This window comes from uncultured Pseudokineococcus sp., assembly GCF_947495735.1.
In the GTDB taxonomy this organism is placed as follows: Bacteria; Actinomycetota; Actinomycetes; order Actinomycetales; family Quadrisphaeraceae; genus Pseudokineococcus.
The window spans coordinates 127,962-153,522 of the sequence record NZ_CANMAA010000002.1; the positions used below are offsets into that span (position 1 = coordinate 127,962).

Here is a 25,561-nt window from a genome sequence, read left to right on the forward strand (position 1 = left end):
CGCCGGGGCGTCAGTGCCGCAGACCGGGCAGGCCGAGGGCGACGGGCGCCCCGGCCGCTCGCGGGGCCGCACCGGCCGGCGCGGGCACGCCGCACGAGGCCGCCTGGCGCCGGTCCCAGGCGTCCCCGGCGCGGGTGCGCCGCAGCGAGTGCACCGGGGGCGCGCCCTGGGCGGCCAGCTCCGGCCCGACGCCCACGGACGGGTCGGCGACGAGGTGGTGCGGGGCCGCGTAGGTCACGCGCGCCGTCACCATGTCGCCGGGTCGCGGGACCTCGGCCCCCTCGGGCAGCGCGACGTGCACGAGCCGGTTGTCGGGCGCGCGGCCCGAGATCCGCGCCGTCGCGCCGTCCTTGCGCCCCTCGCCGACCGAGACCATCACCTCGACCTCGCGGCCCACCTGGGTCCTGCTCTCGTCCCAGCTGATCTGCTCCTGCAGCGCGACGAGGCGCTCGAAGCGCTCCTGGACCACGGCCTTGGGCACCTGGTCCTCCATCGTCGCGGCGGGCGTGCCCGGGCGCGGGGAGTACTGGAACGTGAAGGCCTGGGCGAAGCGGGACGCCGCGACGACGTCGAGCGTGGCCTGGAAGTCCTCCTCCGTCTCCCCCGGGAAGCCGACGATGAGGTCGGTGGAGATGGCCGCGTCCGGCATCGCGGCGCGCACGCGGTCGAGGATCCCCAGGAAGCGGCTGCTGCGGTAGGAGCGGCGCATCGCGCGCAGCACGCGGTCCGAGCCCGCCTGCAGCGGCATGTGCAGCTGCGGCATCACGTTCGGCGTCTCGGCCATCGCGGCGATGACGTCGTCGGTGAAGGACGCCGGGTGCGGGCTCGTGAAGCGCACGCGCTCGAGGCCCTCGACGTCCCCGCAGGCGCGCAGCAGCTTGGCGAAGGCGCCGCGGTCCCCCAGCTCGATGCCGTAGGTGTTGACGTTCTGGCCCAGCAGCGTGACCTCGACGGCGCCGTCGTCCACGAGCGCCTGCACCTCGGCGAGGACGTCCCCGGGGCGGCGGTCCTTCTCGGTGCCGCGCAGCGCGGGGACGATGCAGAAGGTGCACGTGTTGGTGCAGCCGACGCTGATGGACACCCACCCCGAGGCCGCGGAGTCCCGCTTGGTCGGCAGCGTGGAGGGGAAGACCTCGAGCGACTCGAGGATCTCGACCTCGGCGCGGCGGTTGTGCGCGGCGCGCTCGAGCAGCGCCGGCAGCGACCCGATGTTGTGGGTGCCGAAGACGACGTCCACCCAGGGGGCCTTGGCGACGATCGTCGAGCGGTCCTTCTGCGCCAGGCACCCGCCGACGGCGATCTGCATGCCCGGGCGCGAGGCCTTGACCGGCGCGAGCTGGCCGAGGTTGCCGTAGAGCTTGTTGTCCGCGTTCTCGCGCACCGCGCACGTGTTGAACACCACGACGTCCGCCGCCTCGGGGCGCTCCCCCGCCGGCAGCGGCGCGTAGCCGGCCGCCTCGAGCGAGCCGGCCAGGCGCTCGGAGTCGTGGACGTTCATCTGGCAGCCGAAGGTGCGCACCGCGTACGTGCGGCCCGCGGGGGCGGTCGTGGCCTCCGACGCGGCGGGGGCGGCGGTGGGGGCGTCAGCGGTGGCAGTCATGGCGGCACCAGGGTACGGCGGCTCGTCACGATGCCGTCACGACGCCTCCGCCTCGCGCGCCGCTGCCCTGCGGCCGCGGCGGCGCGGTTATGTTGCGCCGCGTGACCACTCCCGAGGGCGGGGCGACCGGCCGGACGCCCACCAGCCGCGAGCCTCTCGTCGTCATGTCCGGCGTCGACAAGCACTTCGGCGACCTGCACGTGCTGAAGGGCGTCGACCTCGTCGTCGGCCGCGGCGAGGTGCTCGTCGTGATCGGCCCCTCCGGGTCCGGCAAGTCGACGCTGTGCCGCACGATCAACCGCCTCGAGAGCATCGACGGCGGGTCGATCACCATCGACGGCGCCGAGCTGCCCGCCGAGGGCAAGGAGCTCGCCCGGCTGCGTTCCGACGTCGGCATGGTCTTCCAGTCGTTCAACCTCTTCGCGCACAAGACGGTCCTCGAGAACGTCACCCTGGGCCCGACGAAGGTGCGCGGGGTCAAGAAGGCGGACGCGGACCGGCGCGGGCGCGAGCTGCTGGAGCGGGTCGGCGTCGGCCACCAGGCCGACAAGTACCCGGCGCAGCTGTCCGGGGGCCAGCAGCAGCGCGTCGCCATCGCGCGGGCCCTGGCCATGGAGCCGAAGGTCATCCTCTTCGACGAGCCGACGTCGGCCCTCGACCCGGAGATGATCAGCGAGGTCCTCGACGTCATGACCGACCTGGCGACGAGCGGCATGACGATGGTCGTCGTGACCCACGAGATGGGGTTCGCCCGCAAGGCCGCCGACCGGGTCGTGTTCATGGCCGACGGCGAGCTCGTGGAGCAGGCCGACCCCGAGACGTTCTTCACCGCGCCGAGGTCGCCGCGGGCCCAGGACTTCCTCTCGAAGATCTTCACCCACTGACCAGCCCCACCAGCACGTCCCGGGACCCGCGACCAGCGGGGCCGGCCACCGACCGGAGGAGACCCCCCGTGCGCACCCGATCCCTGACCCTCGCCGCCGGCCTCGCGACCGGCGCCCTCGTCCTCGCCGGCTGCGGCGGCGACGACTCCGGCTCCGGCGGCTCGGAGACCGAGCCCACCGTGGCGGAGGCCCCGGAGTTCGCCGAGGGCACGACCATGGCCGAGATCGCCGAGGCCGGGTCCATGACCATCGGGACGAAGTTCGACCAGCCGGGCTTCGGCCTCCAGGGCCTCGACGAGACGCCGGACGGCTTCGACGTCCGCATCGCCGAGTACATCGCCGGCCAGATGGGCATCGCCCCCGAGGACATCACCTGGACGGAGGCCCCCAGCGCGCAGCGCGAGGAGCTCCTCGAGAACGGCGACGTCGAGATGGTCGTGGCGACGTACACGATCAACGACGAGCGCCGCGAGCGCATCACCTTCGCCGGGCCCTACTACGTGGCCGGCCAGCAGATCCTCGTGGCCTCGGACAACGACGTCATCGCCGGCCCCGAGGACCTGGCGGACAACCCCGACCAGGTCGTGTGCTCGGTCACCGGCTCGACCCCCGCGGAGAACATCCGCGAGTACCTGGCGAGCCCCGGCCAGCTCGTCGAGTTCGGCATCTACGACGACTGCATCTCCGCGCTCGACAACGGGCAGGTGCAGGCCGTCACCACGGACAACGTCATCCTCACGGGCTTCGTCGCGGGCTCCGAGGGCGCCTACAAGCTCGTCGGCGAGCAGTTCACCGAGGAGCCGTACGGCATCGGGATCGAGAAGGGCGACGTCGAGTTCTGCGAGTTCGTCAACGAGGCGCTCCAGGAGGCTGCGGACTCCGGGTACTACGAGGAGGCCTGGACGGCGACGGCGGGCCAGTTCGAGGGCACCGAGGTCCCCGACCTGCCCGAGCCCGACGAGTGCGTGTGACGGACGACCGCCTGACGGCCTGAGGGCCCGCGACGGCGGAGCCGTCCTCGGGGCGGACGGGGATCCCGTCCTCGTCCGCCCCGCTGCTGTGCCTGGACAACGACCTCGGAGGTGGGCGTGGAGCCCGTGCTCGACAACCTCGACCTGTACGTCTCGGGGTTCTGGCGGTCCCTGGAGATCGTCCTGTGGGCCGCTGCCGGCTCGCTCGCGCTGGGGATCCTGCTGGCGGCCTTCCGGGTCTCGCCCGTCCCGGTGCTCCAGCGGCTCGGGGCCCTCTACGTCGCGACCATCCGCAACACGCCCCTGACGATCGTGCTGTTCTTCTTCGCGTTCGGGGTGCCCGCGGCCTTCGGCGTGACCTGGGACTTCTTCGCGCTCGGGACCGTCGGCCTCGTGGTGTACACGGCGGCCTTCGTGTGCGAGAGCGTGCGCAGCGGCGTCAACGCCGTGGACGCGGGGCAGGCGGAGGCGGCGCGAGCTCTCGGGCTGACCTTCCGGCAGAACCTCTCCCTCGTCGTCCTCCCGCAGGCGCTGCGGACCGTGGTACCGCCGACCGGGAGCGTCATCATCGCCATGATCAAGAACAGCGCGGTCGTCGGCGCCATCGGGGTGTCGGGCGACCTCTTCAGCGCCTACCGCCGCATGGCGAGCGCCTTGGGCTACGAGCGGCTGCCCTCCATCGCCGGGACGGCGGTCGGCTTCCTCGTCATGACCCTGACCGCGGGCGCGATCCTCATGGTCGTCGAGCGCCGGATGGCGGTGTCGCGGTGAGCGCCCCCACGCCCGTCCTCTTCGACGAGCTCGGCCCCCGGGGGCGTCGCCGCGTCCGGGTGGCGACCGGCGTCGCCGCCGTCCTCATCGCAGCCGTCGTGGTCGCCGCCGTCCTCCGCCTCCACGAGCGCGGGCAGTTCGACGCCGCCCTGTGGGCCCCGTTGCTGGACCCCAGGACGGAGGAGTTCCCCCTGGTCTGGCAGCGGCTCGGGCGCGGAGCCGCCTGGACCGTCGTCCTCGGCGCGGCCGCCATGGTGCTCTCCCTCGTGATCGGCGTCGTCATCGCCGTCGCGCGCCTCAGCCTGCCGACGGCCGGACGCATCCCGCTCATCGGCGTCGTCGAGCTGCTCCGGGGCCTGCCCGTCGTCGTGACGATCCTGCTGGTCTCCGTGGCCCTGCCCGCCGTGGGCTGGGACTCCGGGCCGCAGTGGGCCCTCGTCATCGGGCTGACGCTCTACAACTGCGTGATCATCAGCGAGATCTTGCGCGCCGGCGTCCTGGCCGTGCCGCGCGGGCAGGTGGAGGCCGGCAGCGCTGTCGGCCTCACGCGAGGTCAGGTCATGCGCGGCATCCAGCTGCCCCAGGCCTTCCGCTCGATGCTGCCGGCGCTCATCAGCCAGCTCGTCGTCATCCTCAAGGACACCGCCCTGGGAGCGGTGGTCCTGACCGGGCTCGACGACCTCGCACGGCAGGGGCTGCAGCTGCGCACCGTGCTCAACAACGGCCTGCAGACGCTCCTCGTGGTCGCCGTGATCTACATCGCCATCAACCTCGTGATCGGACGGCTGGCCGTGGTCCTCGAGCGTCGCCTCAGCCGCAGCCGGTCGACATCACCTGAGGTGGAGGAAGCCGAGCAGGCCGTCCGCGCCTGACCGACGAGGACCGAGGCCCCGCCGTCCCACGGCGGCGGAGATCCCCGGAGGCCGACAGAGACCCTTCGTCCGCCCTCGGCGCGGTCAGCCTCCGGCGCCCTGCCCCTCCTCGGCCTCCAGTGCCGCACGCACCACCGCGAAGGCGACGCCACCCGGGTAGCCCTTGCGCGCCAGGACGCCGACGAGGCGGCGCTCGCGCACCGCGCGGTCGAGGCCGCGCGTGGCCCGCAGCTTGCGGGCGACGACGCGCTCCGCGCTCTCCCGCTCGTCCTCGTCGCTGACGTCCTCGAGGGCGTCGCGGGCGACGTCGTCGTCCACGCCCTTCTGCCGCAGCTCGTGGAGCAGCGCGCGTCGGGCGAGACCCCGGCCCTCCTGCTGGGAGCGGACGAGCATCCCGGCGTAGGCGACGTCGTCGACGAGCCCGACCTCGGTGAGGCGGTCGAGCACCTGCTCTGCGACGGCGTCCTCGACGCCCTTGGCCGCCATCTTCGTCGCGAGCTCGGCACGGCTGCGCGGCGCCATGGTCAACTGCCGCAGCGCGATGTTCCGCGCGACGGCCACCGGGTCCGCGTCGGGATCACCGGCCTGGGAGGGCGGCGGCTCCGCGGCTGCTCCGGGGGCAGCGCCGCCGTGGGCGCCTCGCTGGCCCCGCGCGCGCCGGCCGGAGGACCTCCGGCCGGCGCCGCCCTCGGGGGGCTCCTGGCCGCTCAGAACGCGACCTCGGCCTCCACCGGCTCGGCCGGGGCGTCCACGCGGGGCCCGACGCCGAGCTTCTCCTTGATCTTCTTCTCGAGCTCGTCGGCGAGGTCGGGGTTGTCGCGCATGAAGGCGCGCGCGTTCTCCTTGCCCTGCCCCAGCTGGTCGCCGTCGTACGTGTACCAGGCGCCCGACTTCCGGACGAAGCCCTGCTCGACCCCCATGTCGATGAGGCCGCCCTCCCGGGAGATGCCCAGCCCGTAGAGGATGTCGAACTCCGCCTGCTTGAACGGCGGGCTCACCTTGTTCTTGACGACCTTGACCCGGGTGCGGTTGCCGACCGGCTCGGTGCCGTCCTTCAGCGTCTCGATCCGGCGCACGTCCAGGCGCACCGAGGAGTAGAACTTCAGCGCCTTGCCGCCGGTCGTGGTCTCGGGCGAGCCGAACATCACGCCGATCTTCTCGCGCAGCTGGTTGATGAAGATGGCGGTGGTGCCCGAGGTGCTGAGCGCCCCCGTGATCTTCCGGAGCGCCTGGGACATCAGGCGGGCCTGCAGGCCGACGTGGCTGTCGCCCATCTCGCCCTCGATCTCCGCGCGGGGCACCAGGGCCGCCACCGAGTCGATGACGATGATGTCGAGGGCGCCGGACCGGATGAGCATGTCGGCGATCTCGAGCGCCTGCTCCCCCGTGTCGGGCTGGCTGACCAGCAGCGCGTCGGTGTCGACGCCGAGCTTCTGGGCGTAGTCCGGGTCGAGCGCGTGCTCGGCGTCGATGAACGCCGCGATGCCGCCGGCCTTCTGCGCGTTCGCGACGGCGTGCAGCGCCACGGTCGTCTTGCCGCTGGACTCCGGGCCGTAGATCTCCACGACGCGGCCGCGGGGCAGCCCCCCGATGCCGAGGGCGACGTCGAGGGCGATGGAGCCCGTGGGGATGGTGGCGATGGGCGCGCGGACCTCGTCCCCGAGCCGCATGACCGAGCCCTTGCCGAACTGGCGGTCGATCTGCGCCAGCGCCGTCTCGAGCGCCTTGCCGCGGTCTGCCGTTGCCGTTCCGGCCATGTTCTTCACCTCAGGGTCTGCGCCGGCCGGTGGCCGGGGTGGCTTCTCATCCGTCGGGGCGACGCTAGGAGCACCCACCGACAGCGGGCCTCCTGCGCCCGTGAGCTGTGGACGGACGACCGGTGGGGCCGTCCTGTGCGCACAGCGTAGGCGAACAGGCGTTCGATGAGGTGGTCCTCGCCCGGCGCGTCGCCGGGCGAGGAGGAGCGCCGCGCTCGTCAGGGGCGACGAGCCGGCTCGTCGCGCCCGAGCCTGCGCTCGGGCGGCACGTCCATGGCGTCGCACACGGCGGCCCAGACCTCGCGCGGCGGGGTCCCGGCCTCGAGGGCCTGGTCGGGGGTCCGTCCGTCCAGCGCCCCGATGACCTGGGTGGAGGCGACCGACCGCGCGTAGGCGGCGCCCAGCTCGTCCGCCATCAGCCGCCAGAACTCGCTCAACCGCACGGGACCAGGGTGCCACCCGGCGGCGCGGACGGGCGGCAGCCCCCGTGGACCGCCCCGGCGCACGGCTGTCGGGGGTCCGGGGCAGGATCCACGTCGTGGCGGCAGCGAGGGGCACGACGGCAGGGGCGCGCGGGAGCGCGGCCGTCGACCCGCGCCCCGGCGCCGCGGCCGGGGAGCCGGCGGACCGCTCGGTCGTCCTCGAGCGCTTCTCCGAGGCGACCCGCCGCTGGTTCACCGGGGCCTTCGCCGCCCCGACGTCCGCCCAGGCCGGAGCGTGGGAGGCCATCAGCAGCGGGGACCACACGCTCGTCGTCGCGCCCACGGGCTCGGGCAAGACGCTGTCGGCCTTCCTGTGGTCCATCGACCGGCTCGTCAGCGAGCCCGTCCCGGAGCCCGCCCAGCGCTGCCGGGTGCTGTACGTCTCGCCGCTCAAGGCCCTGGCCAGCGACGTCCAGCGCAACCTGCGCGCACCGCTCACGGGCATCAGCCACGAGCGCGTGCGCCTCGGCCTCCCGGAGCCGGACGTGCAGGTCGGCATCCGCTCGGGCGACACCTCCCAGGCCGACCGCCGCCTCCAGGCCCGCCGCCCGCCGGACGTGCTCATCACGACGCCCGAGTCGCTGTTCCTCGTGCTCACCTCGAAGGCGCGCGAGTCCCTCGCCGGGGTCACCACGGTGGTGCTCGACGAGGTGCACGCCGTCGCCGGCACCAAGAGGGGCGCGCACCTGGCCCTCTCCCTCGAGCGCCTCGACGCCATGCTGCCGCGCCCCGCCCAGCGCATCGGCCTGTCCGCCACGGTGCGCCCGCCCGAGGCCGTCGCCCGCTTCCTCGCCGGGGCTCGGGCGCCGGGCGAGGACGGCGGGCGCGCGGTGACGATCGTGCAGCCGCCGTCGGAGAAGCAGTTCGACCTGTCGGTGGTCGTCCCCGTCGAGGACATGTCGCGCCTCGGCGAGACCACGGACGACCTGACCGGCGCCGCCGCCGGGGCGCAGCGCACCACGTCGATCTGGCCCTCCGTCGAGGAGCGCATCGTCGACCTCGTCGCCCCGGTCGAGGGCGAGCAGCGCTCCACCATCGTCTTCGCCAACTCCCGCCGCCTGGCCGAGCGCCTCACCGCCCGCCTCAACGAGACGTGGACCGAGCGGCTGGAGGCGGCCGAGGGCGTCGTCGACCTCGAGCAGGAGGCCCCGGGCGGCGGCGAGCCCCGCCGGCTGTCCCCGGGCGACGCCCCCGAGCTCTTCGGCGCGGGCGACGACGACGGCGACCCGACCGACGGCGCGGACGGCGACGACGCCGAGGACGGCGACGAGGGGCCGCAGTGGGCGGCGTCGGCGGGCACGCGGCGCGCCGAGCGCCCGCGGCGCCCCCCGGCCGAGGTGATGGCGCAGGCCGGGACGTCCGCGGGCGCCCCGGCGGTGCTGGCACGGGCCCACCACGGCTCGGTGAGCAAGGAGCAGCGCGCGCTCATCGAGGACGACCTCAAGAGCGGTCGCCTGCCCGCCGTGGTGGCCACCTCCAGCCTCGAGCTGGGCATCGACATGGGCGCGGTCGACCTGGTGGTCCAGGTGGAGTCCCCGCCGAGCGTGGCCAGCGGGCTCCAGCGCGTGGGCCGCGCCGGCCACCAGGTCGGGGCGGTCAGCCGCGGCGTCCTGTTCCCCAAGTTCCGCAGCGACCTCGTGCAGACGGCCGTCGTCACCGAGCGGATGCGCGCGGGCCGCATCGAGGAGCTGCGCATCCCCTCCTCGCCGCTGGACGTTCTCGCCCAGCAGGTCGTGGCGATGACGGCCATGGACGACTGGTCGGTCGACGACCTCGAGGCGCTCGTGCGGCGGGCGGCCTCCTTCGAGAACCTCTCCCGCGGCGTGCTCGAGGCCGTCCTCGACATGCTCTCGGGGCGCTACCCCAGCGAGGAGTTCGCCGAGCTGCGCCCGCGCGTGGTCTGGGACCGCGTCACCGGCGTGCTGAGCGGGCGCCCGGGGGCGCAGCGCCTGGCGGTCACCAGCGGCGGCACCATCCCCGACCGCGGTCTGTACGGGGTCTTCCTCGCCTCCGGCGAGGGCCCGGGCCGGCGCGTCGGGGAGCTCGACGAGGAGATGGTCTACGAGTCCCGGGTGGGGGACGTGTTCACCCTCGGCGCCTCCACCTGGCGCATCGAGGACATCACCCGCGACCAGGTGCTCGTGACCCCCGCGCCCGGCCAGCCCGGCAAGCTGCCCTTCTGGCACGGCGACTCCCTCGGCCGCCCCGCCGAGCTGGGGCGCGCGCTCGGGGCCTTCGTGCGCGAGCTGGCCGCCGCGCCCGGCGGCTGGGACGGCGACGTGGCCCGCGACCGCGCCCGCGCCGCGGGCCTGGACGCCTGGGCCGTCGACAACCTGCTCGGCTACCTGCGCGAGCAGCAGGAGGCCACGGGCCACCTGCCCGACGACCGCACGATCGTGGTGGAGCGCTTCCGCGACGAGCTCGGGGACTGGCGCGTCGTCGTCCACTCCCCGTTCGGCCAGCAGCTGCACGCCCCCTGGGCGCTGGCGGTGGCGGCCCGCATGCGCGAGCGGTTCGGCGTGGACGTGCAGGCCATGCCCGCCGACGACGGCCTCGTGCTCCGCCTGCCGGACGTCGGTTACGACGGGGGCGGCCTCGGCGGGGCGGACGACGACGGCGGCGAGGACGGCGGCGGAGCGGGGCTGCCCGACCTGGCCGACGTGCTGCTCATGGACCCCGACGACGTCTCGCACGTCGTGACCGACGAGCTCGGCGGCTCGGCGCTCTTCGCGGCCCGCTTCCGAGAGTGCGCCGGCCGGGCCCTGCTGCTGCCCCGGCGGAGCCCCGACCGGCGCCAGCCGCTGTGGCAGCAGCGCCAGCGCGCCGCCCAGCTGCTCGAGGTGGCCAGCCGCTACCCGTCGTTCCCGATCGTCCTCGAGACGGTCCGCGAGTGCCTGCAGGACGTCTTCGACGTACCGGCGCTCGAGCAGCTGCTGCGCGAGCTGCGCTCGCGCGCCGTGCGGGTCGTCGAGGTCACGACGCAGCAGCCGTCGCCCTTCGCCCGCAGCCTGATGTTCGGCTACGTCGCCCAGTTCCTCTACGAGGGCGACTCCCCCCTCGCCGAGCGCCGCGCGGCCGCCCTGTCCCTCGACCCGGGCCTGCTGGCCGAGCTGCTCGGGCGCGGCGAGGGCGCGGCGCTGGCCGACCTCCTGGACCCCGAGGCGGTGCTGCGCACCCACGCCGAGCTGCAGCGGCTCGCGCCCGGGCGGGGGGCGCGCGGGCGCGAGGACGTCGCCGACCTGCTGCGCGTCCTGGGCCCGCTGAGCTCCCTGGAGGTGGCCCGCCGCACCCGGCCGGACGCCGGCAGCGCGGCCGCGGCCACGCAGCCCAGCGCAGGGGCGAGCCCCTCCCCCGTCCCGGACGAGGACACCGGCGCGGAGGACGCCGTCGACGACGGGCCCGGCCCCGACGCCGCGGCGGCGGAGGCGGCCGCCGCAGCGCGCCTGCCGGCGGTCGAGGGATGGCTGGCCGAGCTCGAGCGCACCCGCCGCGTCATCGCCGTGCGCGTCGCGGGCGAGGAGCGGTGGGCGGCGATCGAGGACGCCGGGCGCCTGCGCGACGCCCTCGGCACCCCGCTGCCCGTGGGCGTGCCCGAGGCGTTCACCGCCCCGGTGCCGGACCCGGTCGGCGAGCTCGTCTCGCGCTACGCACGCACGCACGTGCCCTTCGCACCCGCTGCGCTGGCCCGGAGGCTGGGCCTCGGGACCGCCGTGGTCGACGCGGCCCTGCGCCGCCTGGAGCAGCGCGGGCGCCTCGTGCGGGGCGACCTGCTGCCCGACGGCGTCCGCGGGCGGCTCGACGAGGGCGACCCGGTGCTCGAGCAGGCCCCCTCGGACGCCGACCACGCCGAGCACGCGTGCGACGCCGAGGTGCTGCGCGTGCTCCGCCGCCGATCCCTGGCGGCGCTGCGCGCGGAGGTCGAGCCGGTGCCGCCCGAGGACCTGGCCGCGTTCGTCCCCCGCTGGCAGGGCGTGGGAGCGCGCCTGCGCGGCGCCGAGGGGCTCGTGCGCGTCGTCGAGCAGCTCGCCGGTGCCGTGCTCCCCGCCAGCGCCCTGGAGTCGCTCGTCCTCCCCGCGCGCCTGCAGCGCTACACGCCGGCGCTCCTGGACGAGCTCACCGCGTCGGGCGAGGTGGTGTGGTGCGGCCACGGCGCGCTGCCCGGCGACGACGGGTGGGTCTCGCTGCACCTGGCGGACTCCGCGCACCTGACGCTGCGGCCCCGCCCGGCGTGGGACCTGCCCGACGGGGCTCGCGCCCCCGCGCCCCCCGCCGGGCGCGACGACGACGCGCTCGAGCTCACCGACGACCACCGCGCCGTGCTGGACGCCCTCGACGGAGGGGGCGCCTACTTCTTCCGGGCGCTCGCCGACGCGGTCGGATCGAGCGACGACGAAGCTCTCGCCGACGTGCTGTGGGACCTCGTCTGGGACGGCCGCCTGACGAACGACACCCTCAGCCCGCTGCGAGCCCGCCTGCGGGGCGGTCGCACGCGCCACCGCACCGCGCCCGCGCCGCCGCGCTCGCGCTACGCCAGCAGCCGCCGCGGCTGGGCGGCGGGCCGGTCGCGGCCCGGCCGCCCGAGCGTCCCGGTCCGGGGCGGCCCCCCGCACGCGGCGGGGCGGTGGTCGCTCCTGCCTGCGGCCGAGGAGGACGCCACGGTGCGCGCCGCGGCGCTCGCCGAGGTCCTCCTGGACCGCTACGGCGTCGTGACGCGGGGCTCGGTGGCGGCCGAGCGCGTCGCCGGCGGCTTCGCGGGCGTGTACCGGGTGCTCGCCGCGATGGAGGACGCCGGGCGCGTGCGCCGCGGCTACTTCGTGGAGGGCCTGGGGGCGTCGCAGTTCGCCGGTCCCGGGGCCGTCGACCGCCTGCGGGCGGTGGCCCGGCCGCTCGGGGAGGCGCCGGGGGGTCCGCCCGCCGACGGCGCAGCGCGTCGTCCCGCGGCGGACGTCCTGTCCGCGTGCGACCCCGCCAACCCCTTCGGAGCGGCTCTGCCGTGGCCGGAGCGCGGCTCCTCCGGCGGTGCGCCGACCTCGTCGGGCGCGGACGCCGAGGACCCCGGCGCCCCGGACGAGCGCGAACCGGCCACCGGCGACGGCGAGAGCGGTGGTGGGCGCGCGCACCGGCCGGCGCGCGCCGCGGGGGCGCTCGTCGTCGTGCGCGAGGGGCAGCTGCTGCTCTACGTCGAGCGCGGGGGGCGGTCGGTGCGGACCTGGTCCGCCCATCCCGAGGACCTGCGCGCCGCGGCCGAGGCGCTCGTCGCCGCCGTCCGCGACGGCGGGCTCGGCCAGCTGCTCGTGCAGCGCGCCGACGGCGCCTCCGTGCTCACCGAGACCGGCGGGGTCGCGGCCGCCCTCGAGGAGGCGGGCTTCGTCCCCACGCCGCGCGGCCTGCGGCTGCGGCCGTGAGCGCCACGGCGCGCGGAGGCGCTGCGGCGGCCGGGTCGGCGGCCGGGTCGGCGGCCGGGTGGGCGGAGGCCAGGCGGTCGGCGACCAGGCGGGCGAGCGCCGGACGGGCGGAGGCCGGGCGGGGCCTCGGCGGGGCGGCGTCGGAGGAGGTCGGCCGTGCCCGAGGGTGACACCGTCCTGCGCTCGGCCCGCCGCCTGGACGCGGCCCTGGCCGGGCGCGTGCTGCGCCGCAGCGACCTGCGCTGGCCGACCCTGGCGGGCGCCGACCTGTCCGGGCAGGTCGTCGTCGAGGTCGTCGCGCGTGGGAAGCACCTGCTCGTGCGCACCGACGCCGGCGCGAGCCTGCACAGCCACCTGCGGATGGACGGCTCGTGGCACGTCCAGCGCACCGCCCCCGAGGACGAGCGCCGGAGCGGTGCCTCGCGGGTGCGGCCGCTGCGCGGCGGGGCCCCGGACGGCGTGCGGGCCGTCCTGGTGACCGACGAGTGGACCGCCGTCGGCCACCGGCTGGGCATGCTCGACCTCGTCCCGACGGCCGAGGAGGACCAGCTCGTCGGTCACCTCGGTCCTGACCTGCTCGCCGACGGCTGGGACGCCGGCGGTGCTCAGGACGCCGCCGCGGCGGTCCTCGCCGGCGGCGACCGGGAGGTCGGCTGGGCGCTCCTCGACCAGCGGCTCGTGGCCGGCATCGGGACCTTCTGGATGAGCGAGGCGCTGTTCCTGCGCGGCACGAGCCCGTGGACGCCCGTGCGCGACGTGCGCGACGTGCCGGGTCTCCTGGCCCGCACGCGACGGATGATGCGCGCGGCCGCCGACGCCCGCGACCCGGTCCAGACCACCACGGGGGACGCGCGGCCCGGGCGCAACCGCTACGTGCACGCCCGGTCGGGCCTGCCCTGCCTGCGCTGCGGGACCACCGTGCGCGTGGCGCCGATCGGCTCGGGGCCCACCGCGCGCAGCGCCTTCTCCTGCCCGACGTGCCAGCCGGGCCCGCGGCCCACGGACGACGGGCGCCCGCAGGCGCCGCTGGGCCACGACCGCCGGGGCGGGACGGCCCCGCGCCGTCGGGGCACGTCGCCCCGAGCCTGAGCCCGGACCCCGGGCTGGAGGTCCCTCCACGCCGCTCGCACGGCGTCGCGCGGCCGCTCGCACGGCCGAGGTCTCAGGCCCGCCTCCGCGCCCGCTCGGGGTCGCAGGCCCGCGCTCGGTCGAGTCCTCGGGCCCGCGCGCGGTCCTCGAGCCCCGACTGCGCCGAGGGGCCCAGGTCGGCGCCGAGCGCCCCCCGGACGCAGGAGGACCCGCACGGCACGAGCCGTGCGGGTCCTCCTGGGAGCGGGACGCGGTGCGCCTCAGGCGGCGCTGACCAGGCCCTCGGGGCCGCGGACGTCCTCGCCCACGAGGTCGGCCGGCACCACGTCGGGGACCCTGAGGTCCTCGGCGAGGGCCACCCGGTCGCTGACCTCGCTGAGGACGACGGACAGCGGGGTGCCGAGGGCGCCGCAGATCGAGGACAGCAGCTCGGAGGACGCCTCCTTCTGCCCGCGCTCGACCTCCGAGAGGTAGCCGAGGCTGACGCGGGCCGTCCCGGAGACCTCGCGGAGCGTGCGCCCCTGCTTCTGGCGCAGGTCGCGGAGGGCGTCACCGAGCTCGCGGCGCAGGAGGATCACCGGATGTCCCCCTCTCGTGCTCGGGTCGTGCGTCTGCTGCGGTGCGGACGTCGCCCGGGCGGGTGCAGGGCCCGTGTGGCGGGTGCCGGTGGCCCGGGGGCCGGCGGCGTGGGCCGGGCGGGTCGGCGGTGACGGTCGACGGGGCGGTGCGGTGCGGTCGGAACCACGGTACCCGGACGAGGGCCGGGAGGGCGCGGGGACCCGGGAGACGTGCATGCCTCGTCCAACGGGCGGCCGCTGGACGGTGTTCCGCCCGGACGCCCGCGCTCGCTCACCGAGACCGCGGGTCGGCCGTGCCCGGGGCCGGGGCGTCGGTGGGCGGGGAGCCGCCAGGGGGGGCGTCGTCGGGGGCCTCGAGGACCTCGGCCAGCAGCGCCAGCGCGGCGTGCGCCGTCGCGGCACGCACGGCGGCCCGGTCGCCCGGCAGGTGCAGCGGGAGGACCCGGCCTCCGCCGGGCCCCACCACCGCCGCGTAGGCGGTGCCGGCGGAGCGACCGTCCGAGGGCCCCGGTCCGGCGACGCCCGTGGTCGCGACGCCGACGTCGGCGCCCAGCCGGCGGCGCACGCCGGCGGCCATGGCCAGGGCCACGTCGGGGTGCACGGGCCCCTCGCGCGCGAGCAGGTCAGCGGGGACGTCGAGCAGATCCCGCTTGAGCTCGGTGGCGTACGCGACGACGCCGCCGCGCAGCGCGCCCGAGGCGCCCGGCACGTCCGCCAGCCCGGCGCAGACCAGCCCGGCGGTCAGGGACTCCGCGGTCGCGAGGCTCAGGCCCCGCTCCAGCGCTCGCCGCACGCAGCGGGTCCTGACGTCGCCGTGCGCCCCGGCGGTGGCCGGCTCGCCCGCGTCGGATCCGTCAGCGGCCCGGGCCACCGCGCTCCCCCGGCCCGTGGCGCACCGGTCCGCCGTCCCCCGCGCTCGGGACCGAGGGGTCCTGCGCACCCCGGCCCCGCGCGTCCCGGCCGCGAGCGGCCCTCGCGCGGCGACCCTCGCGACGCAGGCGCAGCGCCGAGACGACGTAGTCGAGGCCGGTCACGACCGTCACCAGCACCGCGAGGAGCATGACGCCGAGGGCGAGCGCCGGTTTCACGCCGGCGAGCACCTCGGGCGTCGGCAGCAGGTACAGCATGATCGCCAGGCTCTGGAGCACCGTCTTCAGCTTGCCGCCGCGCGAGGCGGGGATGACCCCGTGGCGGATGACCACGAAGCGCAGCGCCGTGATCCCGAGCTCGCGGCCGAGCACGACCACGGTGATCCACCACGGCAGCTCGCCCAGCAGCGAGAGCAGCACCAGCGCCGTGCCGATGAGGGCCTTGTCGGCGATGGGGTCGACGAGCTTGCCGAAGTCCGTGACGAGGTCGTGGCGCCGGGCGAGGTCGCCGTCCACCTTGTCGGTGGCGATGGCCACGCCGAAGGCGGCGGCGGCGGCGAGGCGCCACCACGGGTCCTGCCCCTCCTCCACGAGGAGCAGGACCGCCATGAGCGGCACCAGGAAGATGCGCAGGACCGTCAGGGCGTTGGCGATGTTCCAGGCGCTCGCGGTGCCGTCGGCGTGCCGCCGGGCCACGAGCCAGGAGCTCACCGGACCGGCTCCGCGACGAGGTCGACACCGGCCGAGCCCGTGACGACGGCCTCGACCAGGTCGCCGACGCGCGGCCGCGGAGCGCCTTGGGGCAGGACGACGTCGACGGACCCGTCGACCTCGGGGCCCTGGTGCTCGGCCCGGCCCACGACGACGTCGGCGCCCGACTCGTCCGGCTCGTCGGAGAGCTCCTCGACGAGGACGCGCACGCGCTCGCCCACCCGCTCGCCGGCGCGCTCGTCGACGAGGGCCTCGACCAGCTGCTCGACGCGCTCGCGGCGCTCCTCGACGACCTCGGGCGCCAGGTGGCCGTCGAGGCCCACCGCCTCGGTGCCGTCCTCGTCGGAGTAGCCGAAGACCCCGGTGACGTCCATGCGCGCCGCCTCGAGGAAGCCCATGAGCTCCTCGACGTCAGCCTCGGTCTCCCCGGGGAAGCCCACGATGACGTTGGAGCGGACCCCGGCGAGCGGGGCCAGCGCCCGCACGCGCTCCAGGAGGGCCAGGAAGTCGTCCGTGCCGCCGAACCGGCGCATGCGGCGCAGCAGGGCGGGCGCGGAGTGCTGGAAGGACAGGTCGAAGTAGTCGGCCACGCCGTCGGTGCCGGCGACGGCCTCGAGCAGGCCGGGGCGGACCTCGGCGGGCTGCAGGTAGGTGACCCGCACGCGCTCGACTCCGTCGACGGCGGCCAGGCGCGGCAGCAGCTGCTCGAGGGCGCGCAGGTCGCCCAGGTCCTTGCCGTAGGACGTCGAGTTCTCGCTCACGAGGAGGAGCTCGCGCACCCCCTGCTCCCCCAGCCAGCGCGCCTCGGCGAGCACGTCCTCCGGCGGGCGCGAGAGGTAGGCGCCGCGGAAGGCCGGGATGGCGCAGAAGGTGCAGCGGCGGTCGCACCCCGACGCCAGCTTCAGCGGCGCCCACGGGCGCCCGGGCTCGAGCAGGCGCCGCAGCACCGGCGGGCCCGACGCCGGTGCGAGGTCGGCCGCGCGCGCGTCCGCCGCAGCCTCCTCGCCCGGCGAGCTGCCGTGGCCGGGGGTCGCCACCGTGGTGCCGCGACGGGCGGTCGGCGACAGCGGCAGCAGCCTGCGCCGGTCGCGCGGCACGTGGCTGGCCGGCCGCTCCCCGGCGAGGATCGCGTCGAGGTGGCCCGAGAGGTCGGCGTAGGAGTCGAAGCCGAGGACGGCGTCCGCCTCGGGCAGCTGCTCCGCGAGCTCGGTGCCGTACCGCTCGGCCATGCAGCCCACGGCGACGACGGCCTGCGTGCGCCCCGTCTCCTTGAGGTCGTTGGCCTCGAGCAGGGCGTCGACCGAGTCCTTCTTCGCGGACTCGATGAAGCCGCACGTGTTGACCACGGCGACGTCGGCGTCGGCGGCGTCCTCGACGAGGTCCCAGCCGGCGGAGGACAGCCGCCCCGCGAGCTCGGAGGAGTCCACCTCGTTGCGCACGCACCCGAGGGTCACGAGCGCGACCGACCGCCGTGCGGGCGGGGCGGGGGGGCTCGGCGGGGTCGACGTGCTCACCCCCGCCACTGTAGGCGCCACCGCCGCTCCGCCCGGACGGGAGCGGGCCGCGCTCAGCTCGGCTCGAGCACCTGGGAGTGCACGACGGCGCCGCGCGAGGTGCGCAACGAGACCGTCATCGCGCCGGTGGCCCCCTCGACCGCGACGTGGCCGAAGAACTGGTGGTCCCCCGCCGGGCTCTCGTTCGGCCCCGAGGGCCCCGACGCGAAGACCCGCTGCGGCCCGAAGGTGCCGTCCAGCGCCCCGACCGGGAAGGCCCCGGCGTGGATCGGCCCGGCGACGAACTCCCAGAAGGGGTCGAAGTCCGAGAAGCCCGCGGCGGCGGGGTCGTAGCGGTGGGCCGCCGACCAGTGGACGTCGGCCGTCAGCCACACCAGGCCCCCGACGCGGGCCCGCTTGAGGCGGGACAGCAGCGAGGCGATCTCCAGCTCGCGCCCCAGCGGCGGTCCGTCGACGCCGTTGGCCACGGCCTCGAAGAGCGAGCCGTCGGGCACCACCACGCCGAGCGGCATGTCGGCCAGCACGACCTTCCACGTGGCCCGGCTGCGGCGCGTCTCCCGGACGAGCCAGTCGGCCTGCTCGCGCCCCAGGAAGGGCGTCTCCGGGCCGGCGGCCGGCTGGGTGTTCGCGGTGTTGACCCCGCGGTAGGTGCGCATGTCCAGCATGAAGAGGTCGAGGTGCGGGCCGCGCGCGAAGCGGCCGTAGACCTTGCCCTCGGAGTCCCGGCGCCGTCCGTCGAGGGGGTGGTACTCGACGAAGGCCCGCCGCCCCCGCTGCGCGAGGACGTCGGTGCGGCGCTCGCGCGTGTACCGCGGGTCGGTGAGCACCTCGCCGGGGTACCAGTTGTTCGTCACCTCGTGGTCGTCCCACTGGGCGTAGAGCGGCACGGCGGAGGTGAGCGCCCGCACGTGGTGGTCGCCGCGGTTGTACCGGTGGCGGCCGCGGAACTGGTCCAGGTCCTGCGCGACCTCCTCGACGCCGTCGCTGACGACGTTGCGCCACGTCGTCCCGTCCGGGAGCAGCACCTCCGGGGCGATCGGCCCGTCGGCGTAGACCGTGTCCCCGGAGTGCACGACGAAGTCCGGGTCGGTGGCGAGCATGGCGCCGAACCCCGGCAGGCCCTCCTCGAGCCGCCGGCCCCAGCCCTGCCCGGCGGTGTCGCCCGTCCACGTGAAGCTCACGTCCGAGCGCGCGCGCGGAGCCGTCCGCAGGCGCCCGGCCTCGGAGGGCCCGGCGCCGTCCGCCGTCTCGACGGCGAGCCGGTACTCGTAGAGCTCGCCGGGGAGCAGCCCCTCGAGCCGGATCGTGCCCGTGAGGTCGGAGGCCTCCGTCACCACCGGACCGGGGACCGTCCGCCACCCGCCTCCGCGCCCGGGGAGCCGCACCTCCGCCACGAGCCGCCCCGGCGCGTCGGCCCGGGCCCAGAGCACCGCGGACGAGCGGGTCACGTCGCCCGACGCCACGCCGTGGCTCAGCCCCGCCCGCCCGCCGCGCAGCAGCGCGGGCGCCGCGGCGGCGCTCGTCGGCGCCAGGCCCGCACCGAGGAGAGCCGCCCCGCCGAGGGCGGCGCCGCCGTGCAGGACGGCGCGTCGGGACGGTGCACCGGCCTCCGGAGCCGCCTCCGGTCCGGAGATCGGGCGGGAGCGGCCGTGGTCGCGCTGCGTCATGAGCCGATGAGACCCCGCGCGAGGTGGACGCCGGGCCGCCCCGGCGCGTCGTCGCCGTGACGCCTCGGCGAACACCGCCCCGGTGCCGGGGCGACGCCTCAGCCGACCGCCTCCACCAGGGACCGCATCGAGCGCGTCGGCCGCAGCCAGGCCCCCTCGGGCGGGAGGTTGTCGAGGCGGATGCGCGGCAGCGGCGTCGTGAAGGCGCCGGGCACGTCCTCGAGGTCGATGAAGGTGATGAGGTCGGATTCCTGGGCGTAGCCCGCGACCTCCGAGAACGCGATGACGACGCACTCGACACCCGTGCGGGCGAGCTCCTCCAGGGGCTCGCGGAAGTTCCGCCCGTCCGCGCTGGCCACCACCACGCGGGACAGGCCGCCCTCGGCCGCCCGCCGCGCGATGTGCTCGAGCATCGCCTCGTCGACGTCGTCCTCGGGGTGCACCTTGGGCCGGGCGAAGACCGCGAACCCGAAGGAGCGGACGGCCTCCACCCAGCCGCGCATGTTCGGCGCGGCCGACGGCGCGATGTTCGTGAAGACGCAGCCCTCGACGTCGCGGTCGGCCGCCGAGCCGACGAGCCAGCGCGCGATCGCGTCGAAGCGCGGCCGCGACGTCGGGGAGGGGCGCTCGCCGATGACGTTGGCCAGCGTCATGTCGATGTTCGGCGCGTCCCAGACCAGCAGGTCCAGGCCCTCGCCGAGGGCCTCGTCCTCGACCGTCCCGACCTCGTCCACCACCGCGGTCATGCCCCGCTCACCGTCCCGTCAGCTGCCACGCGTCGCTGTCCTCCTCGTCGTCCCCGTCCGCGCCGTCGTCGTACCGCTGCGGCGCCGGGGGGAGGCCGGCGTCCCAGTCGTCCTCCGCAGGGGCCCCGTAGCCGCCGCGCGCAGGGCGCGAGCCGCCCGTCTGCTGCGGCGCGGTCGGCTCCACCGCGACGGCCTGGTCGTAGGCGTCGTCGCCGCCGGGCGGCGGCTCGCCGCGCAGGCCCGCGAGCGTCCCGGGGAGGTCGTCGGGCCGCACGAGCACGTCGCGCGCCTTGGACCCCTCGCTGGGGCCCACGACGCCGCGCGACTCCAGCAGGTCCATGAGCCGACCGGCCTTGGCGAAGCCCACCCGCAGCTTGCGCTGGAGCATCGACGTCGAGCCGAACTGGGTCGTGACGACGAGCTCGGTGGCCTGCAGCAGCAGCTCCAGGTCGTCGCCGATCTCCTCGTCGACCTGGGCCGCCGGGGCCGCGACGACGACGTCCTCCCGGTAGTCCGGCGCCAGCTGCTCCTTGACGTGCCGGACGACGGCGCCGATCTCGGCCTCGGTGACCCACGCCCCCTGCACGCGCATGGTCTTGGAGCTGCCCATGGGCAGGAAGAGCGCGTCGCCCTGGCCGATGAGCTTCTCCGCGCCCGGCTGGTCGAGCACGACGCGGGAGTCGGCCAGCGAGCTGGTGGCGAAGGCGAGCCGCGAGGGCACGTTGGCCTTGATGATGCCGGTGACGACGTCCACGCTCGGGCGCTGCGTCGCCAGCACGAGGTGGATGCCGGCGGCGCGCGCGAGCTGGGTGATCCGCTGGATCGAGGCCTCGACGTCGCGCGGCGCCACCATCATCAGGTCCGCGAGCTCGTCGACGACGACCAGCAGGTACGGGTAGGGCTGGAGCACGCGCTCGCTGCCGGGCACCGGGGTCACCCGGCCGGCGCGGACGGCGGCGTTGAAGTCGTCGACGTGCTTGAAGCCGTAGGTGGCCAGGTCGTCGTAGCGCGCGTCCATCTCGCGCACCACCCACTCGAGGGCCTCGGCGGCCTTCTTGGGGTTGGTGATGATCGGCGTGATGAGGTGCGGGATCCCCTCGTAGATCGTCAGCTCGACCCGCTTGGGGTCGACGAGGACGAGCCGGACCTCGTCGGGCGTGGCCCGCATGAGGATCGAGGTGATCATCGCGTTGACGAAGCCCGACTTGCCGGCGCCCGTGGCTCCCGCGACGAGCAGGTGCGGCGTCTTGGCGAGGTTCGCGACGACGTAGCCGCCCTCGACGTCCTTGCCGACGCCCATGACCAGGGGGTGGGCCTGGTTGCGCGCCGCCTGGCTGCGCAGCACGTCGCCCAGCGAGACGGTCTCGCGGTCGGCGTTGGGGATCTCGATGCCGATCGCGGACTTGCCGGGGATCGGGGACAGGATCCGGACGTCGGCGCTGGCCACCGCGTAGGCGATGTTCTTGCTCAGCGCCGTGACGCGCTCGACCTTGGTGCCGGTGCCGAGCTCGACCTCGTACCGGGTCACCGTCGGGCCGCGGCTGAAGCCGGTGACGGCGGCGTTGATGTCGAAGCTGTCGAAGACGGTCGTCAGCGCCTCGACGACGCGGTCGTTGGCGGCGCTGCGCGCCTTGTGCGGCGAGCCCGGCGTCAGCACGTCGGACGGCGGCAGGCTGTAGGTGACGTCGCCGCCCAGCAGGAGCTGCTCGACGCGCTGCGGCAGCTGGCTCAGCGGCGGCGCCTCCATCTCCTCCGCCGGGGGCTCCGCGGCGGCCGCCTGCCTCCGCGCCCCTCCGGAGGGGACGGCCGGTGCGGGGGGCGCGGCGTCGGCGGACGGGCTCGCCGGAGCAGCGGCCTCGGCCCCGTCCGCGGTCGGGGCGGGAGCCGGCGACGACCCCGCCCCACCACGGCGGCGGCGCCCCGCGGGCGCCGTCTCGACGTCGACCGCGGCGTCGTAGGGCTCGGCGCCGGAGCCGCGGGACCAGCCCGCGGGCTCGGCCTCCTCGCCCGAGGGCTCCTCGGCGGAGCCGCTGCGGCGGGCGCGCAGCCGCTCGGCCGCCCGGCGGGCGCGGCTGGCGCCGCCCGCGCCCTCGGCCTCGGCCGGTGCGTCGTCCGCGGCGTCGGCGGGGGCCTCGCCCCGCGCCCGCCGGGGGCGGGGCACGGACTCCTCCGCGGTGCCGCCGGCGGACCCGCGGTCGTCGTCGCGCTCGTCGTCGTCGGAGCGACGGCCCGGCAGGAGGTCCCCCAGCGCGCGCAGGCGGTCCGGCACGGCGTGCACGGGGGTGGAGGTCAGGACGAGCACGCCGAAGAGGCCGAGCAGGACGAGCAGGGGGACGGCCACCACCGACGAGGCCCCGGCCGCCAGCGGCACGGCGGCGGCGTACCCGACGACCCCTCCCCCGGCGCGGAGGAGCTCGGTCGTGGCGGGCGCGTCGGCGCCGACGGCGGCCAGGTGCACGAGGCCGCAGGCGGCCAGCAGCAGCGCCGCGACGCCGATCCAGGAGCGCCCCTTCGCGGCCGGGCTGTCGGGGTGGCGCATGAGCCGCACCGCGGTGACCAGCAGCAGGACCGGCACGAGCAGGCCCACCAGGCCGAGCAGGCCCGCCACGACGGCGTGCACCCCGTCGCCCAGCGTGCCCGTGATGCCCCACCACTCACGGGCCGCGACCAGGATGCCCAGGCCGAGGAGGAAGAAGGCCAGGCCGTCGCGGCGGTGGGCCGGGTCCAGGTCGCGCGCGCCGTCCCCCACGCGGCGGACGGCGCCGCCGACCACGGAGGCGGTGCCCGTCCAGGCCCCGCGCGCCGCGCGTCCGGCGATCGAGGCTCCCGAGCGCGGCGCCGGGGACGACCCCGCCGCGCGGCCCCCCTTCGCCGGGCTCCCGGACCGGGAGGAGCCGTCTCGGGTGCCGCCGGCGCTGGAGCGCGCAGAGCCCGAGCGGCGCGCCGAGGTCGTGCTGCGCGTCGCCATGGCGGCACCGTAGCCCGGCGCGGCACCCCAGGGCCCCAGCCCGGGCGGCGCGGCGCCGCCTCCGGCGGCCCCCGCGGCGCCGTCCGGGCGCTCCGGTCACCGCGGGTGACCGGAGCGCACCGGCGGTCAGGCGCTGACGACCACCGGGACGATCATGGGGCGCCGGCGGAGCCGGCCGGAGGCGAAGCGGCCGACGACGCGACGGACCACCTGCTGCAGCTGGTGGACGTCGGTGGTGCCCCCGGCCACGGCCTGCTCGAGGGCCTGGACCACCTGGGTGCGCACCTGCTCGAAGACGGCGGACTCCTCCGCGACGCCGCGGGCGTGGATCTCCGGCCCGGCGACCACGGCTCCGGAGGAGGAGTCGACGGCGACGAAGACGGAGATGAAGCCCTCGTCCCCGAGGACGCGGCGGTCCTTGAGGTCGGCGTCGGTGATGGCGCCCACCGAGGAGCCGTCGACGTAGACGTACCCGCACGGCACGGCGCCGGAGACGCGGGCGACGCCGTCCTGGAGGTCCACCGTCACGCCGTCCTCGGCGATGACGACGCGCTCGCGCGGGACGCCCGTGAGCACCGCCAGGTCGGCGTTGGCGTGCAGGTGGCGGTGCTCGCCGTGGACCGGCATCACGTTCTTCGGCCGGACGATGTTGTAGCAGTACAGGAGCTCGCCGGCGCTGGCGTGGCCCGAGACGTGGACGCGGGCGTTGCCGGAGTGCACGACCTTGGCGCCCAGGTGGGTGAGCCCGTTGATGACCCGGTAGACGGCGTTCTCGTTGCCGGGGATGAGCGAGGACGCCAGCACCACGGTGTCCCCGCGCCCGACGCGGACCTGGTGGTCGTTGTTGGCCATCCGGGACAGGGCGGCCATGGGCTCGCCCTGGCTGCCGGTGCACATGAGGACGACCTTGGCGTCCGGCAGGTTGTCGATCTCCTTGACGTCCGCCAGGACGCCGTCCGGCACCGTGAGGTAGCCGAGCTCGGCCGCGATGCCCATGTTGCGGACCATGGAGCGCCCGACGAAGGCCACCCGGCGGCCCACGCGCGCCGCGGCGTCGAGCACCATCTGCACCCGGTGCACGTGGGAGGCGAACGACGCCACGATGATCCGGCGCTCGGCCGTGCGGAACACCCGGTCCAGCGAGGGCTCGATCTCCCGCTCGGACATCGTGAAGCCGGGCACCTCGGCGTTGGTGGAGTCCACGCAGAAGAGGTCGACGCCCTCCTCGCCCAGGCGGGCGAAGGCCCGCAGGTCCGTGATGCGCCCGTCCAGCGGGAGCTGGTCCATCTTGAAGTCGCCGGTGAGCAGCACCGACCCCGCGTCGGTGCGCACCATGACCGCGAGCGCGTCGGGGATCGAGTGGTTGACGGCCACGAACTCGGCGGAGAAGGGCCCCAGGGCCTCGGTCTGCCCCTCGCGCACCGTGAGCGTGTACGGCCGGATCCGGTGCTCCTTGAGCTTCGCCTCGATGAGCGCGAGCGTCAGCGTGGAGCCGATGAGCGGGATGTCGGGGCGCAGGCGCAGCAGGTAGGGCACCGCGCCGATGTGGTCCTCGTGCCCGTGCGTGAGGACGACGGCGATGATGTCGTCCAGGCGGTCGGCGATGGAGGAGAAGTCCGGGAGGATCAGGTCGACGCCGGGCTGGTGGTCCTCGGGGAAGAGGACGCCGCAGTCGACGACGAGCAGCTTGCCGCGCGTCTCGAGCACGGTCATGTTCCGGCCGACCTCGCCGAGCCCGCCCAGCGGGGTCAGGCGCAGCGCGCCGTCGGCGAGCGGGGGCGGCGGGGAGAGCTCGGGGTGGGGGTGGGTCACAGGAGTCCTGCTTCCGTCAGGGCCCCGCGCAGCTGCTCGACCTGGTCGCCCGTGAGGGCGAGCAGCGGCAGGCGCACGGTGCGGTGGGTGGTGGCACCGAGCAGCTGCACGACGGCCGAGGCCGAGGCGGCGCCCTGGGTGCGGTTCATGATCACGTCCACGACCGGCAGGAGCCGGGCGTGCAGCGCCCGCGCGGTCGTGAGGTCCCCGGCGTCGACGGCGTCGACCATCTGCCGGTAGGCGCCCGCCGCGGCGTGGGCGACCACGCTCACGACGCCGGCGGCGCCCTGCGCGAGGTGCGCGAGGTTGAGGGCGTCCTCGCCGGAGTACCAGGCGAGGTCGGTGCTCGCCATGACCTGGGAGGCGGCGAACAGGTCGTTCTTGGAGTCCTTGACCGCGACGACGCGCGGGTGCTCGGCGAGCGCCTGCAGCGTCGGGACGGCCAGCGGCGTGGCCGTGCGCCCGGGGATGTCGTAGACCATCACCGGCAGGCCGCAGGCGTCGGCGACGGCGCGGAAGTGCGCGAGCACGCCCTCCTGCGGGGGCTTGGAGTAGTACGGGGTCACGACGAGGAGCCCGTGGGCGCCGGCGGCCTCGGCGGCGCGGGCCGCCTCGACGCTGCCGGCGGTGTCGTTGGAGCCGGCGCCGGTGAGCACGTGCGCCCGGTCGCCGACGGCCTCGAGGACGGCGCGCAGGACGCGCGCCTTCTCCTCGGGGCTCGTCGTCGGCGACTCACCGGTCGTGCCGTTGACGACCAGGCCGTCGCAGCCGGCGTCCACGAGGGCGACCGCGGTGCTCGCCGCCCCGTCGGGGTCGAGGGCGCCGTCGGCGTCGAAGGGCGTGACCATGGCGGCCAGCACGGCGC

19 protein-coding genes are annotated in these 25,561 nt (G+C 76.1%); 6 read left to right on the forward strand and 13 right to left on the reverse strand.

The window, feature by feature from the left end; translation table 11 throughout:
* Positions 1-10 precede the first annotated feature (10 nt).
* Positions 11-1,600 (reverse strand): tRNA (N6-isopentenyl adenosine(37)-C2)-methylthiotransferase MiaB, encoded by a 1,590-nt coding sequence (gene miaB, locus Q0848_RS03535; protein ID WP_299034884.1) that lies wholly within the window; start codon positions 1,598-1,600, stop codon positions 11-13.
* A 164-nt stretch (positions 1,601-1,764) separates the two neighbouring features.
* On the opposite strand from miaB, the gene Q0848_RS03540 reads away from it, so the two are divergent.
* The 4 genes from Q0848_RS03540 (at position 1,765) to Q0848_RS03555 (ending at position 5,098) form a co-directional block, all read left to right on the forward strand.
* The gene (locus tag Q0848_RS03540) at positions 1,765-2,484 is read left to right on the forward strand and encodes an amino acid ABC transporter ATP-binding protein (protein WP_299035791.1); all 720 of its coding nucleotides are present in this window, start codon (positions 1,765-1,767) and stop codon (positions 2,482-2,484) included.
* A 68-nt stretch (positions 2,485-2,552) separates the two neighbouring features.
* Positions 2,553-3,455 (forward strand): glutamate ABC transporter substrate-binding protein, encoded by a 903-nt coding sequence (locus Q0848_RS03545; protein ID WP_299034887.1) that lies wholly within the window; start codon positions 2,553-2,555, stop codon positions 3,453-3,455.
* A gap of 117 nt (positions 3,456-3,572) precedes the next feature.
* Positions 3,573-4,226, forward strand: a complete 654-nt coding sequence (locus Q0848_RS03550; protein ID WP_299034890.1) for an amino acid ABC transporter permease — start codon at positions 3,573-3,575, stop codon at positions 4,224-4,226.
* The gene (locus tag Q0848_RS03555) at positions 4,223-5,098 is read left to right on the forward strand and encodes an amino acid ABC transporter permease (protein WP_299034893.1); all 876 of its coding nucleotides are present in this window, start codon (positions 4,223-4,225) and stop codon (positions 5,096-5,098) included. Before Q0848_RS03550 ends, Q0848_RS03555 begins: the two co-directional genes overlap by 4 nt.
* 84 nt (positions 5,099-5,182) lie before the next feature.
* Here Q0848_RS03555 and Q0848_RS03560 read toward each other — a convergent pair whose 3' ends face one another.
* From Q0848_RS03560 to Q0848_RS03570, 3 genes are all read right to left on the reverse strand, one after another.
* On the reverse strand, positions 5,183-5,659 hold the full coding sequence (locus tag Q0848_RS03560) for a regulatory protein RecX (RefSeq protein WP_299034896.1): 477 nt from the start codon (positions 5,657-5,659) through the stop codon (positions 5,183-5,185).
* 146 nt (positions 5,660-5,805) lie between these two features.
* The gene (gene recA / locus Q0848_RS03565; protein ID WP_299034899.1) at positions 5,806-6,855 is read right to left on the reverse strand and encodes a recombinase RecA; all 1,050 of its coding nucleotides are present in this window, start codon (positions 6,853-6,855) and stop codon (positions 5,806-5,808) included.
* Positions 6,856-7,073: 218 nt separating this feature from the next.
* A complete protein-coding gene (locus tag Q0848_RS03570; RefSeq protein WP_299034902.1) occupies positions 7,074-7,298 on the reverse strand; it encodes a DUF3046 domain-containing protein in 225 nt (74 codons plus the stop codon).
* Between the two features lie 95 nt (positions 7,299-7,393).
* On the opposite strand from Q0848_RS03570, the gene Q0848_RS03575 reads away from it, so the two are divergent.
* Positions 7,394-12,742 carry a DEAD/DEAH box helicase gene (locus tag Q0848_RS03575; RefSeq protein WP_299034905.1) on the forward strand — a complete coding sequence of 1,783 codons (5,349 nt, stop codon included), beginning with the start codon at positions 7,394-7,396 and terminating at the stop codon, positions 12,740-12,742.
* Between the two features lie 156 nt (positions 12,743-12,898).
* Positions 12,899-13,831, forward strand: a complete 933-nt coding sequence (locus tag Q0848_RS03580; protein ID WP_299034908.1) for a DNA-formamidopyrimidine glycosylase family protein — start codon at positions 12,899-12,901, stop codon at positions 13,829-13,831.
* 260 nt (positions 13,832-14,091) lie between these two features.
* Here Q0848_RS03580 and Q0848_RS03585 read toward each other — a convergent pair whose 3' ends face one another.
* The 9 genes from Q0848_RS03585 to dapA form a co-directional block, all read right to left on the reverse strand.
* Complete coding sequence (locus Q0848_RS03585; RefSeq protein WP_299034911.1) at positions 14,092-14,409, reverse strand: helix-turn-helix domain-containing protein; 318 nt, start codon at positions 14,407-14,409, stop codon at positions 14,092-14,094.
* Between the two features lie 271 nt (positions 14,410-14,680).
* Positions 14,681-15,349 (reverse strand): CinA family protein, encoded by a 669-nt coding sequence (locus tag Q0848_RS03590; protein WP_366146389.1) that lies wholly within the window; start codon positions 15,347-15,349, stop codon positions 14,681-14,683.
* Positions 15,264-15,989: a CDP-diacylglycerol--glycerol-3-phosphate 3-phosphatidyltransferase gene (gene pgsA / locus Q0848_RS03595; protein WP_299034917.1), complete on the reverse strand. Its 726-nt coding sequence runs from the start codon at positions 15,987-15,989 to the stop codon at positions 15,264-15,266. Before pgsA ends, Q0848_RS03590 begins: the two co-directional genes overlap by 86 nt.
* On the reverse strand, positions 15,986-17,503 hold the full coding sequence (gene rimO / locus Q0848_RS03600; protein WP_299034919.1) for a 30S ribosomal protein S12 methylthiotransferase RimO: 1,518 nt from the start codon (positions 17,501-17,503) through the stop codon (positions 15,986-15,988). Before rimO ends, pgsA begins: the two co-directional genes overlap by 4 nt.
* A 53-nt stretch (positions 17,504-17,556) precedes the next feature.
* On the reverse strand, positions 17,557-19,170 hold the full coding sequence (locus Q0848_RS03605) for an alkaline phosphatase (protein ID WP_299034921.1): 1,614 nt from the start codon (positions 19,168-19,170) through the stop codon (positions 17,557-17,559).
* Positions 19,171-19,268: 98 nt separating this feature from the next.
* The gene (locus Q0848_RS03610; RefSeq protein ID WP_299034923.1) at positions 19,269-19,916 is read right to left on the reverse strand and encodes an NYN domain-containing protein; all 648 of its coding nucleotides are present in this window, start codon (positions 19,914-19,916) and stop codon (positions 19,269-19,271) included.
* Positions 19,917-19,923: 7 nt separating this feature from the next.
* Positions 19,924-22,884, reverse strand: coding sequence for a DNA translocase FtsK (locus tag Q0848_RS03615; protein ID WP_299034925.1), 2,961 nt, complete (start codon positions 22,882-22,884; stop codon positions 19,924-19,926).
* 126 nt (positions 22,885-23,010) lie between these two features.
* Positions 23,011-24,696 carry a ribonuclease J gene (locus Q0848_RS03620; protein WP_299034928.1) on the reverse strand — a complete coding sequence of 562 codons (1,686 nt, stop codon included), beginning with the start codon at positions 24,694-24,696 and terminating at the stop codon, positions 23,011-23,013.
* Positions 24,693-25,544, reverse strand: coding sequence for a 4-hydroxy-tetrahydrodipicolinate synthase (gene dapA, locus Q0848_RS03625; RefSeq protein WP_366146413.1), 852 nt, complete (start codon positions 25,542-25,544; stop codon positions 24,693-24,695). The genes Q0848_RS03620 and dapA overlap by 4 nt, the downstream gene beginning before the upstream one ends.
* Positions 25,545-25,561: the final 17 nt, after the last annotated feature.